The 15,298-nt window shown below is 40.3% G+C and carries 17 protein-coding genes; 9 read left to right on the plus strand and 8 right to left on the minus strand.

Features of this window, described 5'->3' with window-relative positions; all coding sequences use genetic code 11:
• Positions 1-29: 29 nt before the first annotated feature.
• Positions 30-509: a MarR family transcriptional regulator gene (locus tag NST01_RS04180; RefSeq protein WP_008341672.1), complete on the minus strand. Its 480-nt coding sequence runs from the start codon at positions 507-509 to the stop codon at positions 30-32.
• Between the two features lie 168 nt (positions 510-677).
• Here NST01_RS04180 and mprF point away from each other — a divergent pair, with 168 nt between their 5' ends.
• The 3 genes from mprF (at position 678) to NST01_RS04195 (ending at position 4,697) form a co-directional block, all read left to right on the plus strand.
• Complete coding sequence (gene mprF, locus NST01_RS04185; RefSeq protein WP_046342993.1) at positions 678-3,248, plus strand: bifunctional lysylphosphatidylglycerol flippase/synthetase MprF; 2,571 nt, start codon at positions 678-680, stop codon at positions 3,246-3,248.
• Between the two features lie 93 nt (positions 3,249-3,341).
• Complete coding sequence (locus tag NST01_RS04190; protein WP_008341670.1) at positions 3,342-3,890, plus strand: thioredoxin family protein; 549 nt, start codon at positions 3,342-3,344, stop codon at positions 3,888-3,890.
• A 339-nt stretch (positions 3,891-4,229) separates the two neighbouring features.
• Positions 4,230-4,697, plus strand: a complete 468-nt coding sequence (locus NST01_RS04195) for a thiol-disulfide oxidoreductase DCC family protein (RefSeq protein WP_007496690.1) — start codon at positions 4,230-4,232, stop codon at positions 4,695-4,697.
• Positions 4,698-4,732: 35 nt separating this feature from the next.
• Here NST01_RS04195 and NST01_RS04200 read toward each other — a convergent pair whose 3' ends face one another.
• Positions 4,733-5,989, minus strand: a complete 1,257-nt coding sequence (locus NST01_RS04200) for a transcriptional regulator (protein WP_035391280.1) — start codon at positions 5,987-5,989, stop codon at positions 4,733-4,735.
• 270 nt (positions 5,990-6,259) lie between these two features.
• Here NST01_RS04200 and NST01_RS04205 point away from each other — a divergent pair, with 270 nt between their 5' ends.
• Entirely contained in the window at positions 6,260-6,847 is a 588-nt protein-coding gene (locus NST01_RS04205) for a nitroreductase family protein (protein WP_341041568.1), read from the plus strand.
• A 35-nt stretch (positions 6,848-6,882) separates the two neighbouring features.
• Here the strand turns inward: NST01_RS04205 and NST01_RS04210 are convergent, their stop codons facing one another.
• The 3 genes from NST01_RS04210 to NST01_RS04220 all read right to left on the minus strand — a co-directional run bounded on the left by NST01_RS04210 (position 6,883) and on the right by NST01_RS04220 (position 8,159).
• On the minus strand, positions 6,883-7,038 hold the full coding sequence (locus tag NST01_RS04210; RefSeq protein WP_008341997.1) for a YfhD family protein: 156 nt from the start codon (positions 7,036-7,038) through the stop codon (positions 6,883-6,885).
• A gap of 61 nt (positions 7,039-7,099) precedes the next feature.
• The gene (locus tag NST01_RS04215; RefSeq protein WP_017358836.1) at positions 7,100-7,210 is read right to left on the minus strand and encodes a YfhE family protein; all 111 of its coding nucleotides are present in this window, start codon (positions 7,208-7,210) and stop codon (positions 7,100-7,102) included.
• Positions 7,211-7,262: 52 nt separating this feature from the next.
• Entirely contained in the window at positions 7,263-8,159 is an 897-nt protein-coding gene (locus NST01_RS04220) for a TIGR01777 family oxidoreductase (RefSeq protein ID WP_024720284.1), read from the minus strand.
• A 95-nt stretch (positions 8,160-8,254) separates the two neighbouring features.
• On the opposite strand from NST01_RS04220, the gene recX reads away from it, so the two are divergent.
• Positions 8,255-9,046, plus strand: a complete 792-nt coding sequence (gene recX, locus NST01_RS04225; RefSeq protein ID WP_035391276.1) for a recombination regulator RecX — start codon at positions 8,255-8,257, stop codon at positions 9,044-9,046.
• Between the two features lie 3 nt (positions 9,047-9,049).
• Positions 9,050-9,364: a YfhH family protein gene (locus NST01_RS04230; RefSeq protein ID WP_326115523.1), complete on the plus strand. Its 315-nt coding sequence runs from the start codon at positions 9,050-9,052 to the stop codon at positions 9,362-9,364.
• A 23-nt stretch (positions 9,365-9,387) separates the two neighbouring features.
• On the opposite strand, the gene NST01_RS04235 is transcribed toward NST01_RS04230, so the two are convergent.
• Positions 9,388-9,561 carry a YpzG family protein gene (locus NST01_RS04235; protein WP_003217811.1) on the minus strand — a complete coding sequence of 58 codons (174 nt, stop codon included), beginning with the start codon at positions 9,559-9,561 and terminating at the stop codon, positions 9,388-9,390.
• A gap of 25 nt (positions 9,562-9,586) precedes the next feature.
• Positions 9,587-9,736, minus strand: coding sequence for a small, acid-soluble spore protein K (locus NST01_RS04240; RefSeq protein ID WP_003217849.1), 150 nt, complete (start codon positions 9,734-9,736; stop codon positions 9,587-9,589).
• Positions 9,737-9,852: 116 nt separating this feature from the next.
• Here NST01_RS04240 and NST01_RS04245 point away from each other — a divergent pair, with 116 nt between their 5' ends.
• The 3 genes from NST01_RS04245 to NST01_RS04255 all read left to right on the plus strand — a co-directional run bounded on the left by NST01_RS04245 (position 9,853) and on the right by NST01_RS04255 (position 14,091).
• Positions 9,853-10,125 carry a YfhJ family protein gene (locus NST01_RS04245; RefSeq protein ID WP_017366871.1) on the plus strand — a complete coding sequence of 91 codons (273 nt, stop codon included), beginning with the start codon at positions 9,853-9,855 and terminating at the stop codon, positions 10,123-10,125.
• A gap of 300 nt (positions 10,126-10,425) precedes the next feature.
• A complete protein-coding gene (locus NST01_RS04250; RefSeq protein ID WP_017366872.1) occupies positions 10,426-11,409 on the plus strand; it encodes a glycosyltransferase family 2 protein in 984 nt (327 codons plus the stop codon).
• Between the two features lie 87 nt (positions 11,410-11,496).
• A complete protein-coding gene (locus tag NST01_RS04255; protein WP_341041569.1) occupies positions 11,497-14,091 on the plus strand; it encodes a YfhO family protein in 2,595 nt (864 codons plus the stop codon).
• A 23-nt stretch (positions 14,092-14,114) separates the two neighbouring features.
• On the opposite strand, the gene NST01_RS04260 is transcribed toward NST01_RS04255, so the two are convergent.
• Positions 14,115-15,248, minus strand: coding sequence for an FAD-dependent oxidoreductase (locus NST01_RS04260; protein WP_110487604.1), 1,134 nt, complete (start codon positions 15,246-15,248; stop codon positions 14,115-14,117).
• Between the last annotated feature and the right edge of the window lie 50 nt (positions 15,249-15,298).

The following is a 15,298-nucleotide window of genomic DNA, read 5'->3' on the forward strand; positions in this document are numbered from 1 at the left end:
GACCTCAAGTGACCGTCTTTTTTTCTTTTTTAGCCACGTTCAGGACGAAGTGCTTTTTCTAAAATGGCTAGACCTTCATTAACTTTTTCTTTTTCCTCGTCATTGAGCCGTTGCAGGGAATTTTTAATTTTTTCATGCCCTTTTTGATAAATACTTCTGAAAATATTTTTCGCTTCCTCTGTCAATTCTACGACAATGATTCGACGATCACGCTCAGAATGCTTTCGTTCCACAAAGTTCGATTGTTCTAACCGATCAAGCAGCCCTGTCATATTGGACAAAGAAGCCCCCATTTTTTCAGCAATTTCGGACACTTTAAGAGAGCCATGGTTATTGAGCAGCATGAGTACTTTCATTTGAGGCATACTCATATCAAGCTTCATCCATTCAGAAACATCTCCAAGTCCTGCAGCAGTGAGCACTTTCATATACAGCACCCATGTCTTTTTTTCCTCAGGAGATAGGATTTCCTCTTTTAGTACGGTGGTGTCATGAATATTATATTCCACGCTTGTTCACTTCCTTTAAGCGGCTCTTTTCTTTATATTACTGATTTTTACTTCTAATTGAAAGTATCATGAAGCTTTTGAATGTTAAACTGCATGAATTAAGTGGTATTTGTTGTATAATAATGGTCAGTTGAAATTAATGAAGCAACTTAGAAAGTTGGGAGAAACATGTGGAACAAAAAAACGGGTATGACGATCTTAAAAATGCTCTTTCCGATCGTGATCATCCTTGTCTTAATTTTTGTCGCCAAGCAGGAGCTGAGCGGCCTTTCCATTAAAAAGACGTTTTATATTATTGACAGCTTGAATCGAATGGACTTGTTTATTCTTGTCTTTCTTGGACTTGTCGCTGTTTTATCCATGTCCTTATATGATTTTATTTTAAGAAAAAGCCTTGATATGCCCATCAGCGGCTGGAAAACGATCCGAATTTCTTGGATCGCCAACTCCTTTAACAGTGTACTTGGATTCGGTGGTTTATCAGGAGCAGGGCTTAGAACGCTTCTATACAAGGAATACATAACCGATACGAAAAAACTGCTGAAAGGCATTGCCCTTTTAACATCCTCTGTTCTGCTGGGCTTATCTATTTTCAGTGATTTGATTTTAGTTAGGGTCTTGCCAGTTGAAAGTATTATTAGTCAGGAGCCGTGGTTATGGGCATTTGTCATTATTTTTGCTTGTATTGTGCCCATTTACATCATCATGGCGTCCATTCGAAAAAGCTCGATTGAGAGCGGTGAAAACGGACTGAAGCACCCGATCTATGCTTATATTGGTGCATCGTTTTTAGAGTGGCTGGCAGCTGGTCTTGTCATGTACATGGCTGTTGTCTCTATGGGGATGAACGTTGATGTCCGTATTGTATTAGGCGTCTTTGCGATTGCGTCAATCGGCGGTTTAATCAGTATGGTTCCGGGCGGATTTGGTTCGTTTGATCTGATCTTTTTACTCAGTATGCAATACATTGGGTTTGATAAAGAGATGGTGCTGACAGCGCTTGTCTTGTACCGCTTCGTTTACTCCATTTTCCCGTTTATTCTTGGACTTTGTCTAGCGGCATACGATTTAACTGGAACAACACTCAGGCGTCTTGAAGGCAATCCGAGAATGGCGCCTGCTATTGAAACAACAAACGTCTTAATTGTGTTGCACCGAGCTTTGCTCATCCGTTTATTGTACGGATCTTTGTCCATTTTAACGTTTGGAAGCGGTTTGCTCATTATGGCTTCCGTTGTGCTTCCTGTTGATCGTTTAGGTGTGATCACAACCATTCCACGCTTTTTGTTATCAGGATTTAATGGTCTTTCTTTAATGTTCGGGATCATTTTAATGATTTTGTCCATTGAAGTGTATAAAAGAACAAAACGGTCTTATCTATTGACAATGATTGCCCTAGCAGGCGGCTTTGTGTTTACTTTACTAAAAGGGTTTAACTTGAGTTTGATCTTTATATTGCCGGTCATCATGGTGGTATTTTTCTCGCTTCGAAATCAATTTGTGAAGCAGCAGGCCCCTTATTCTTTGAATCAGTTTGTGGCCGCCGCCGCCGGATATTTACTCGTGTTGTTTAACTATAATGTCATTGGGAACTTCATTTGGATGAAAATTGGTCATTTCCTAAGCAAGGACTATTTGGTTCATAATGAACGGCATATCACGATGACCAGTATGATTGCTTTAATTGGCGTCCCTCTTTTCTTTTTCATTAGTAAATTGATTTTTAATAAAAAAGCAGTTCCAATCGGCGAAGAAGCAGATGAAGAAAAATTAAAAACTTTTCTCGAAGAAAAGGGAGGAAATGCTCTTAGTCATCTAGGTTTTTTGGGAGACAAAAAGCTGTTTTTCTCAAGTGATGGAGAGGCGATGCTTCAGTTTGGCCGGATTGGCCGCTGCGTTATTGTGCTTGGAGATCCTTCTGGGCGTAGAGCCTCTTATCCGCTTGTACTGGAAGAATTTTTGGAGCAGACAGAAAAAGCAGGCTATCGTGTCGCTTTTTATCAAGTAGAACGTGAAGGAATGGCGCTTTATCATGACCTAGGTTTTCACTTCTTTAAGCTTGGGGAAGAAGCCATGGTCGATTTAGAAACGTTCTCTTTGTCAGGAAAGAAAAAATCAAACTTACGGGCTGTCGCAAATAAATTTGAACGAGAAGGCTATACGTTTGAAATGCTGGAGCCGCCCTTTTCAGAGGAATTGATCTCAACCTTAAAACAAATCTCTGACAGCTGGCTGGGCAAGAAAAAAGAAAAAGGATTTTCATTAGGCTATTTCAATGAAGACTACATTCAAAAAGCACCGATTGCGATTTTAAAGGATGAACAAGGACAGATCATATCTTTTGTGTCCTTAATGCCGATGTACCAAAAAGGAGAGATATCCATCGACCTCATGCGTCATATGCATGATGCACCGAACGGGATGATGGATGCGCTGTTTATCCACCTCTTCCAATGGGCGAAAGAACAAGGCTACACATCCTTTAACATGGGAATGGCGCCATTATCGAATGTAGGCACGTTCCACCAGTCCTTTCTGACAGAACGTTTGGCGAGTGTTATCTTCAATAACGTCAGATATATGTATAGTTTCAGCGGCTTACGGTCGTTTAAACAGAAATATAAACCAGAATGGCGCGGAAAATATTTAGCGTATAAAAAGAATACATCACTGCCTGTCACAATGGTGCTCGTCACTAAGCTGATAGGAATGGACCCAAATCGAAAACGGCGTCCATAAGTCCAAAGAACCTTTACCTTTCACTAGGTGAAGGTTTTTTTAGACAAAAGAATAGCAAAAGTGGTAAAGTTGAAGGGTAAGGGGGATGTTCACATGACACTAAATGAATGGTTTACAAAGGGATTAGCTGAACGTACATATGTACACAACATGGAGAAAAATCGTGAAAACTTACTCACGGTGTACAACCAGTACGCAATTCATCAAAAGGAAAAAGAGCTGCTTCAAAAACTTCAAAAGAAAAAACTGAGAGCGCTTGTGATCACGGCAGATTGGTGCGGCGATGCGATGGTCAATGTACCTATTTTCATGCGTATTGCAAATGAAGCACTGATTGATGCGCGCTATTTCATTCGGGACGAGCATCTAGACCTGATGGATCAGTATTTAACGAACGGGACCGCAAGATCGATTCCGATTATCGTCATCATTGATCAGGACGGGAAAGAAGTGGGGAAATGGGGACCTCGCTCAGCAGAAGCTCAGCGCTTTGTCGACGAGAAAAAGCCGGATAAAGATGCACCCGATTTTGAGGAAGCATTTAAAGTGTTTGCGAAAGAAGCCGCACATCACTATACGACAGATCGTTACTTATGGAAAGATATTGAGAAAGAAATAGTAGAAGTTTTGGCAAAAATATAAACCAAAAGACTACTTCGCCGCAATGGGAAGTAGTCTTTTTTTATCTTGTTTTTGCGTTTCACCTACAAAACACCGCATAAAGATGTAGAAAAACCGCAGAATTCTATCAAATACCGCAGAAAACCGCAAAGCATCACGATTTTCCCAACCACTTTTAGTTGAAAAACCTCATATATGCCATGAAAACAGCTATTTTGCCCTTATCTAAAGGCTCATATAACGCACGTCGGATGGCTTTTTCCCAATACAAGAGGCCCAGCAACTATAGTAATCTAGTTGTAATCTCCTTTGAACGAACTAAAAAAAAATAAATGAAGGAAAAGGGCTGGCGATCAATTTATGAAAAAAATCATCTATCTCGATCAAGAAAAAAAGAAGCTCGCTGAATCAAAGAAAAGAGAACAGCGTTCCATCAAATCACTCAGACTGCTTGTGTTTTATGACGGACAAAGTCCTTCATGTGCAAAAGCGATTGACCTGTTGAAATCACTCGATTGGAAAAACCGAATTCACTTTGAATCATTTAGACACTCACAGCTGCTGAGACTGAATAAAATTAGTGAAGAGAAGGCAGAGAAACGAATCGTATCTATTTCCTTAGCGAAAAATCAAAAAAACTCAGGGATTTATACTTGGCTGAGAATGGCTTGTCACATCCCTGCATTATGGGGAACGGTCCCATTCATTGTACTCAGCATTTGGCTTGGCTTTGGGCAGCATGCTTACGATTATTTTGCGAGAAAACGGTACATTCATTCTGTCGAACAAGTCACCCGTCCCGATACAGATCAACAAAAGACCATCTAATCATAGAAAAAGCATGACCTTCGATCGGCAGAAGGTCATGCTTTTTTGTAATATGGGATAAATGATGCTAAGTGATCAAGCAGCTTCGTTGTGTAAGACATATATGCACGCTTATCAAGCTCAGAAGCCGCATAGGAAAGCAAGGTTCTAAGAGCAAACAAGTACTCATTGTGGAGCTGATTGTGTTCAAAGTAAGGAATCGCTGCTTCTACTAAATAAGTTTTCAAATCATGAGGATTCTCTTCAATCATCAATTTATAGATTTTAATCATATATAAACAGTTAGGTTGAATACGAGGCTGTTTGAGCAGCTCGTGTATGTATGGAAGCGCCTTTTTGCGATCATATTCCGCATACAATGTCGCGATTTCATAAAGCGTTTCACAGTAACGATCTTCTATCTGTTCTTGATTAAAATAATTGAGTGAATCTAGTAAATAAGGCACAGCGGATGAGAAATCTCCTTGGCGTTTTAAGAGAACCCCGTAATAAAAATAAGCTGTCATCTTAATATAAGCATCAGGGTGAAGCGACGTGTGTAAAATCACTTCTTTTAAATATCTTTTAGCTGTTTGAAAGGCCTTTAATTCCAGTGAGATGACCCCATGAATGAGTGTACAATGAATGACCCGCTTGAAATTATTTTTTTGTCTATACAAATCCATTGCTTGATGTGTAGCCTCAAGCGCATCACCGAGATGCCCCATAGCTCCAAGTGCTTTTGCATAGTGATAATACAGGTCGCTCTGTTCAACAGAAGCGTAAGAAAAGCAGCTTTCAAGTCTTTTCAATCCTTCTTCGAGCTGACCGATTTTAATCTGGTGGATGCCATCTAGATATTCAAACGTTTCTTTTTCTGTGTCAATAAAGGTTTTTTCAAACTTCTTAAGCACGCGGTGCGTTTTTAAGGCAAGCTGCTGTTTTTCTGTTAATAAATAAAATTGAAATAAGGACAAATGATACTGAATCCCTAAATCTAGCGAAAAGAACTGTTCCTCGTGATGAATGATCATTTCTGCATTTTGCTCTGCTTGATCGAGCGCATAGAAATACATGTTCATCTGAAACTCATCGAGTAATGACAACAGATGACGCGCCTTTTGCGACAGCGTTTCTTGACTAATTCCAAGCCGTTCAAGCAAAAGATTGATCGTATCTTGATTGGCCTCTTTTGAGCCATTTTCAATTTTACTTAAATGAGAGACAGAACAAATTCCTTCTGCCAACTCCGATTGGGTCATATTTTGTTTATAACGATAGAGTTTGATGATTTGCCCAATATTGATTTTCATTCCATCCAGAAGCCTCCCTTCCAATCATGGGTTGAAAGCTTTTTGAAAAAATAGCCGCATGAGACAAAGTGGAAATACCTGAAATCATTTCATCATCTTGGCTTTTTTCTCAAAATTTGTTTAAAACGTAATATGATTGTAACATTACTTGAAAAAGGCAAACAACTTTTTAGCAGAGAGGTGAGGTCTTATTTGCAAACAGCACATGATCATGTTTATAATGTGAATGAGAATCAATTTCAATTAAGGTTGATTGAAAGGATGACATATATGCCAGAAACAAAACAACAAACAGAAGCGTTAACGGTTCGAGACGCTGTCAGATATAGACGATCGATTCGAAAATTCAAAGAAACGCCGGTGAGCATTGAACAGCTTCAGCCATTATTAGAGGACGCAGTCTATGCACCCAATCATAAAATCACGGAACCTTGGCGTTTTTTATATGCAGTGACGGATGAAGCGAAAGAGGTATTTGTTGAGCGGTTTATTGCTTTCTTTAAACGCAACAATCCAGACGCAAAAGAAGAAAAGATTAATCAGTACATAGATTATTTTTCTAAAGTACCAGCACTTTTACTTGTTGTTCTAAAAGAAGACGAAAATCCAGTTGTGAGAAATGATGATTTTGCCGCTGTGAGTGCGCTCATTCAAAACTTCCAGCTGCTGGCTTGGGATCAAGGAATCGGTATGGTATGGAAGAGCGGCCGTATCTTATACGACAAAGGGTTTCAACAGGATATGGGATTAAAGGAAAACGAACGCTTTGCCGCGATTCTTCACATCGGTTATCCAGAAGAGGTGCCTGAGGAAAAGTCACGTCAGAAGGCATCAAGCCTGCTAACTGAAATCAAATAAAAACAGACCTTTTGATAGGGTCTGTTTTTTTTTACTTATTGTTTTTTGGCACGCTGATCGGCTGCTTTCATACGTGCCATCGCTTTTACGTCATTCGGATCTGCAAGTTCTTTGGAAAATTCAACATATTCGCCATCCGTCTCTTGTGCCGCAAGCTGGTGGTTGGATTTTTTGTGTTGGTCTTTTTTCAAAGCTTTTCCCTCCTTTACAAGATCACTTTAGTTATGTGCTTGTAAAAGAGGAATATCCGTTTTATTTGTTTCTTTTTTCTGCTGCTCTTTCCGCTTTTTTGAATTCCTGTTGATACAGAACTTCCTGGGTTTTCTTCAGTTTTGAAGTCGGCTGGTGTTCTTTTTTCTTCATCAAAATCGCCCCCTCATCTCATTTTTAATAGGATGGGTGTTTTTGACAAAATTTATTCCTCTGAATGCAAAATCGCTTCTTTTAGCTCAGGGTGCAAAAATTCATAAGAAGAAAGCAGTGCCTTTTTCGGCAGAGCACGTTGGCCTTCTAATACAAGCAATGACATGTCGCCAAGTGCGGTTTTGATAACAAAGGACGGCACCTTCAGCCAGTGAGGGCGATGAAGGGTAGATGCAATAGTTTGCCCCAGCTGCTTCATTTGAACAGGATTTGGAGATGTGACATTGAGTGGACCTGATATGTGTTCATGTTGAATGGCATACGCAATGAGATGTGCTACATCCTCCACGTGAACCCAAGATACCCATTGCGAGCCAGAGCCAATCGTTCCACCGGCAAACAGCTTGTATGGCAAGGTCATAAGAGGAAGTGTGCCTTTTTCTCCTAGCACTACCCCAAAGCGTGTATAAACCGTGCGAATACCGAGCGCCTCAATTTTTTGCCCTTCAGCTTCCCAAAGTTTAGATGTATGACTTAAAAAGTCTGTATCGGCTGGAGGGGCCTCCTCCGTAAAGTCTTCTGTCTTGGAAGTGCCGTAGATACCGACAGCACTTGCTTGAATGAGCACAGATGGTTTCGATTCCTGCGCTTCTATAATGCGTCTCACTTCTTGTGTGGATTGAATACGGCTGGAGAGAATGCCTTTTTTTGCTTTGTCCGTCCAGCGTGTGAAAATGGATTTTCCAGCAAGGTTAATCCATACATCAATCGCAGGCAATTCATGTTCAGGTTTAGCACCATCTGTCAGCCACTGCACGTAATGTAAATGATTTTGTTCGGATTCCTTTGGATTTCTTGTTAGAATATATAGATGATGTCCTTCAGCTGCGAGCACCTTTGTGACATGCTGGCCGATAAACCCGGTTCCTCCGGTAATGGCGATATTCAATTGACATCTTCTCCTCTCATATACATACCTATATCTTTCACGATTTTGAATCAGAAGAAACATCCTGACTGTTTGAAAAAAGGAGTGATCACAGGATGCCCTATATTACGAAAATCTCTGCTCAGCAAAACAATACAGAACGCGTGAACATCTTTCTTGATGAAAAGTACGCTTTTAGCGTTGATCTAGATGTGCTCGTCCAGCATGATTTGAAAAAGGGAAAAGAGCTGGACGAAGCCGATATCATAGAGATTCAATTCGGTGATGCAGTAAAAAAAGGATTTCAGCAGGCCGTCGATTATTTATCGTATCGGATGAGATCAGTGAAAGAAGTCACCGATTACTTGACGAAAAAAGACATACCAGCACCTGCTATTAGTGAAATTATACACAAATTAAAACATTATAAGTATGTAAATGATCTTGAATTTGCAGAAGCGTATGTAAGCACCCACCGAAAAACGAATAGCAAAGGCCCGTCAGTGCTAAAAAAAGAATTAAAGCTGAAAGGCATAGACGATGACACCATCGAACAAGCACTATCGCAATATCCGAATGATTTGCAGCTAGAGGAAGCAGTGAAACAAGTGCTAAAGCTGGTTAAGAAAGAGAAAAACCGGTCCGCAAAAGAAATTGAACAGCGTATCAAATTGCAGCTTCAGCGAAAAGGATTTTCATTTGATATTATTGATAAAGCCCTTCAAGAAGCCTATGATGGACAAGAAGAGGAAAAGGAAGAAGAAGCCCTTCACTATATGCTTGAGAAGGCAAAACGCAAGGTAGGATATGACGGATCATTTGAGAAAAAAATGAAAGTAAAGCAATTCCTTTACCGAAAAGGTTTTGATCTTGATACAATTGATCACGTTTTAGACAAAGGGGAATGACAGATGGAAAAACGCTATAGTGAAATGACAGAATACGAATTAAAGCAGGAGATTGCCGCTCTTTCTGAAAAAGCAAGAAAGGCTGAGCAGCTAGGCATTGTGAATGAATTTGCCGTGTTGGAGCGGAAAATTGACATGGCGAAAGCCTATTTATTAGATCCAGCTGCTATTCAGACCAAAACGACCTATCACATCAAAGATACAGACGAGCAGTTTTATGTGGAGTATTTAAATGGTGTTTTTGCTTGGGGCTACAGAGTATCAGTGCCAAATAAAGAAGATGCCCTGCCGATTTCAATGCTTACGCAAAAGGACTGATCCCTAGAGATCAGTCCTTTTCTTTACTTCGAACGTTGTTTACGGACGTTGTTCTGAAGTACGATGTCGTGCTGCGTTTGCTGCGTTTCTCCGTTGACCTGAGAGGCAGAATGTTTAGCATTCGCCCATGGTTGAGGGTAAGCGGTTGTTCTTAATTGAACAAAGTCTTCCATATACGATTTCCCATTTGAACTCATATCTCAAGCACTCCCTTTGGAAAAATTAGCGTTTCCCTGATGCCCTCATACGTTCCTGTGGACGTGTATTCGTCTCACCGTTCGGCCTTTTAGACGCATAAGCATCTGTGGCCCCTGGTTCGCCTTCAAACTTGTGATTCACTTGATTTGGAAAGCCCTTTGCTTTATTACGCATACTGATTCCCTCCAAACAATACAAATCATTTGCGTCTTTTGAAGACGTAAGGGTAGTATATGAAAAAAGAGATTTTTTTAAAAAGGCACTTTCTGCTAGATGAAGGAGGAACCAGTATGGAACAATATTTTGAGCGATTAACCGAACAACTAATGGAAAAAAACAATATGCTCACATATGAAGAAGCACGTACATGGGTAGAGCTCCTTTGGAGTGATTTTGAAACAACCTATGCAAAGGCTGGCCGCAAGTATAAAGGACAAGAAACGACTGAACGGATTGTCCGAGAATGGATCGAGAGCTACGGCGCTCAGCTGCATTTATTTCAAAATAAACAATCGAAGGCAAATGAGCATCTGCAACAAAACGACAAAGGGCTGCTGCATTAAAAGGGTTGCCCTTTTCACTTCCACTCATTTTTTCAATAAACAGGAAAATATATAATTGACCAAACAATTTTATGAAACAATACCCAGTCTGTGATCAAAATTACAGGCTTTTTACAATGGATAAACTTAAAATTACATTAAATTCATGTTGGTGAAAATCACTGGAAATAAAACTCTGATATAATGTAACGATTAAGGATACATGAAATTTATGGATAATAAAAAAGGGTTTCGTTTTCTGACAAAAAAGGAATAATGAACATAACAGACTATGTGAAAAAAGTGAAGAGAAGGTGCGATATGGAACGGGAACTGCTCTCTGTTATAATTCCTTCTTACAATGAAGGTGAAAACATCAGACGAATCTTTGAGGCACTCGAGGAAGAGTTTCGCGATTTTCATTATGACTTTGAAATCATCTTTGTGAATGATGGAAGCAAAGACAATACGCTTCAATACATGAGAGAGCTCTCTCACAAAAGTGCAAAAGTCAAATACATTTCCTTTTCTCGTAACTTTGGGAAAGAAGCTGCAATTTTAGCAGGTCTTGAGCATGCAAAAGGGGAAGCTGCGATCATTATGGACGCCGACCTGCAGCACCCAACGTATTTGATTCAGGATTTTGTTAGAGGCTACGAAGAAGGTTATCATCAAGTCATTGCCAAACGAAACCGTAAAGGGGACAGCAAGCTTCGTTCTTACCTATCATCGATGTATTATAAAGTGATGAACAAGGTGGTCGAAGTGGACTTGCGTGATGGTGTAGGAGATTTCCGTTTAATTTCCCGTCAAGCGATCGACGCATTGCTTCAACTGAAAGAGGGAAATCGTTTTTCAAAAGGCCTTTTTTGCTGGATTGGCTTTGAAGAAAAGGTCATCTATTATGAAAATGTGGAAAGACAGCATGGTGATACAAAATGGTCACTGAAGAAATTATTTAACTACGGGATTGATGGTGTCATTTCCTTTAACAACCGCCCGCTGCGTATTTGTTTTTATACGGGTATTTTGATCTTATTTCTCTCTTTGATTTACATCGTGGCGACCTTTATTCAAATCGTCAGAACGGGCATCATGGTACCGGGTTATTTCACTTTAATCTCAGCTGTGCTTTTCCTAGGTGGTGTCCAGCTCTTGAGTCTAGGTGTGATTGGAGAATACATTGGCCGAATATACTATGAAACGAAAAAGAGGCCGCATTACTTAATTCAAGAATCAAATGTCATGGAACAAGAGACAAGCTCAAAAAAACAAGACCGAGTGTTAACGCAGTTATTTAAATAACGTGGAGTCAAATAACCGGCAAGCACGAATCGCTTGCTGGGTTGTTTTGTTTCAATGAACAGTGGATCTTTTGGAGAAAGGATTTAGATGATGAAACGTAGATGGATACTCATTGGAATGTGCCTCATTCTTGCTTTATTAGGACACTCCTTTTTCTTATATGAATATACGCAAGGCCGATATATGACGGGAGATGGAGATGGCATTTCGCAAATGCTCCCGTTTAAAAAGCTGCTGTATGATGAATACGTCAAAGGAAACTTCTTTTATTCCTATCAATTTGGTCTAGGCGGCGGTACATATACGCAATTAGGTTATTATTTTACAACGTCGATGGTCTTTATGGTCACAGTCGCTGTCGTCTGGCTGTTGAATGCGCTTCACCTTATACAGTCAACAGACATTCACTTTTGGGCAAATGCTGTTATTTGGCTGAGTGTGATCAAGCTGACAGTCATTCTGTTCATCGCATATCGTGTGCTCCTTTCGATTGTGCAGCATAGGCTGGGGGCGCTGACAGGTGCCGGTATTTACGGACTGTCTATTGTGTACTTTCGGCATCAAACGTTTTGGGAGTTTTTCACCGACAGCATGATGTGGCTTCCGCTGCTTGTGCTCGGGGTTGAACGGATTTTTAAAACAGGCAAGCCGGCTTGGTTTATTGCGGCTTGCAGTCTCATGCTGATCAATAACTTTTACTTTGCTTACATTCACTTTATCTTTTTAGCCATTTATCTCGTCTTCAGATATATGATTAAGCTCCAAAGCGAGGAGCGAGGCTGGAAGGTGTTCTGGACCCTTGCGATCTCTACGTTGTTATCGTTTGGGATCAGTGCTGCCTTTTTTATCCCGTCTGTTTACGGCTTTCTCAATAATGTAAGACCGCCGTATGAACAGGCAATTCCTTGGTTCGAGCTGCATGATCATCTGCTGTTTACAAGCAGGGTGTATTTATTGCCGGTCATCTTTCTGATTTGTCTGTTTCTCGTTCCGCTATACCGGAACAGATGGTTTTTCATGTTCACATCGATCAGTGTTCTGCTGATCATTTTTCACTACAGTCCAAAGATGGCGAGCGTGTTTAATGGTTTTTCTGCACCGCAGTACAGATTTGAATACATTCTTGCTTTTACAGTTGGAGCAGTCGTAGCCATCACCATCAAGCATTTCTCGCAAATGGAGTGGAAGTGGAAAACACGTGCGGTTTTAGGCGCTTGGATTGTATTCCTTCTCGCAGTCGCCCTTTCAGAACGAGCAAAGGGAAATATGGATGTTGTTGTATTTACCGGAATAGGACTGCTTGTGATCAGCTTGTTCTTCCTCTCGATACATGCTGGGAAACGTCTGCACCTTCGTCTCTTTTCAGCTGTGCTCATCGTTGTGAGCTTACTGACAGCAGGCGTGTATCAGCAGGGCTACTTATTTGAAAGAAGCAATATTAAGAGCGTATCAGATACGTATCTGAATAGTGAGGCGTATGCTGGACATGAGCAAATGAAGCTCATTCAGCAGATTCAAAGCCGCTCAAAAGAAGATCCGCTTGCCCGGATTGATTGGATGAACGGCGTGCGCAACAACACCCCGTTATTTGAAGGCTTTCAAGGCATGAGTGCGTATTCCAGTATATTGAATCAGCATCTGCTCCATTTCTACTGGAATGACCTGCAAATTGATATGGGACGGGAAAGTGTCAGCCGGTATGCAACAATGGGGGACAGGGCGAATTTATACAGTCTGACCTACGGGAAGTATTATATGAGAGACAAATCGATGTCTTTCTCACCGCCGGTTTATTTTAAGCCCATATTGGAAAGCGAACATTATGAAGTGTATGAAAATACACGCCCGCTCCCATTTGCAAGAACAACGAGTACTGTCTATTCAGAAAAGTCACTAGAGCATGCGTCAGCACTTGATAAAGAACATGCGATGTTGCAAGGTGTGATCTTAAACAAAAAAGGAAATGCTGAAATCGACCAATCGCCTGATCGAATAAAGGATACAAACATTCATACTGAACAAGCGGTATACGAAAATGGCATGCTTGATGTATACGGGAAAACGGGCGGACTGAATATCACCCTTCCAGATGATATCGCTCGCATGGGGGATGTGTATGTGAGCTTTTATGTGAAGCGGACCGACCGTAACGAAGGATTTCAGTTATCTGTGGATGACTACGTCACATCACGCAAAAGCAATACGTCTATCTACAAAACAGGCGTTAATGACGTGACGATCCGAGTCCCTGCGGAAAAAATCCTTTCCATACGAGTTCCAAAAGGGACGTATGAGCTGAGTCAATTAAAGCTGTATCATGAGCCTTACCGCACCCTTGCGCGGGCATATGAAAAAGAAAAACAGGATGATGGCAGCCAGCAGGTGAAACTTAAAAATAACCGCTTTACGATTTCTTATGAGAACAAGCGCGGCGATGATTATATGATTCTGCCTGTTCCATATGAAAAAGGCTGGGAGCTCACGGTGAACGGCCATCAAACCGATATTGAACAAGCCAATTATGCGTTTATCGGTTTTCCAATAGAAAAAGGCAAAAACGAGATCGTGCTAACCTACTATCCGCCTTATATCAGAATTCTCGCATTGATTTCACTCGTCAGTTTGATCGTTGCGATTTTATATGCACGGAGAAAAAACAAGAAACACCACTTTTCAGCATAAGTGGTGTTTTTTTATCTTTCATCTCATACGTAAGTTTCTTCATCCCATTCAATCGTGTATTCGTTCATTTTTTTATCAATATCGTTTTGAATACTCATGTGCTGAAATAGCGCATTCAATTCTTCTGTCCTCTTTCTTCGATCCTTTTCATAATAATAGAACGCATCTCGATAATCATGATCCCTTAGCATCTTTGCTATGAGCATGGCATCTTCTAGACTATACGATGCTCCTTGACCAACAAAAGGGTTCGCCGTATGTACCGCATCACCTACAAGAACAACACGTCCTTTTGACCACACAGGAAAATCCTTTATTTCATAGATACTTCTTGGAAAGAACATGTTTGTATGATCGATGATGTCAGAAAGGTGTTTAGGAATGTTCCAATGTTCCATTTGTTTATATAATAACTGTCGGATGGTTTCTTGATTGGCTTTCTCAAAATGTTTTGTAGGTAACTTCTCAGGACACTGAGAGAAAGCTTGCCATAAAATATTCATTTTATTTGTTGGATGCGCTTTCCCAAAAATGAATTGAAAGTTTCCGTCATTGTAAAAATAACTTGTTGCCTCATCCAATACAAAATCCTTCACAAACGATACTCCTTGTAGTCCCCAAAAACCGCTATAGTCTAATTTAGCATTAAACGCAATAGCCTCTCTTGTTTTAGAAAAAGTTCCATCTGCTCCTATTACGATATCACCTGTTATCACAGTTTCATCTTCAAAAAGAGCCTGAACGGAATGAGGCTGCTGTTTGATCGAGGTTAACTTTTTGTTGTATTTCACTTCTATTCCTTGGCGGTGAACTTCTTTTAAAAGTGATTTGATGATTTGGTCTCTCATGACGTTCAGTAAAGGGGCATCATAATATTTTTCACTATAATTGTGAAAGATCGCTTCTATTTCATTTTCACTGTTTATTTGCTGGATCTTCTTTATCACTGTTGCATTTGCTATCACTTCATTTTTACACCCGATTCCATCCAAAATCTTTACCCCATTCGGAGATAGTAAAAAACCTGCTCCTGTTTCTAATTCTTCATCTGACCTGCTTTCATAAATCGTACTTTCCATTCCAGCCTTTTTTAAAAATAAAGCAGTAGCCAATCCTGCTACACCACTGCCGATAATGATCACATTTTGAGATTTCATCATTTTTCCTCCCTTTTTATAAACAGACCGGTCGGTTTATTTTGGCGCAA

This window comes from Bacillus sp. FSL R7-0166 (assembly GCF_038008935.1).
In the GTDB taxonomy this organism is placed as follows: domain Bacteria; phylum Bacillota; class Bacilli; order Bacillales; family Bacillaceae; genus Bacillus; species Bacillus altitudinis.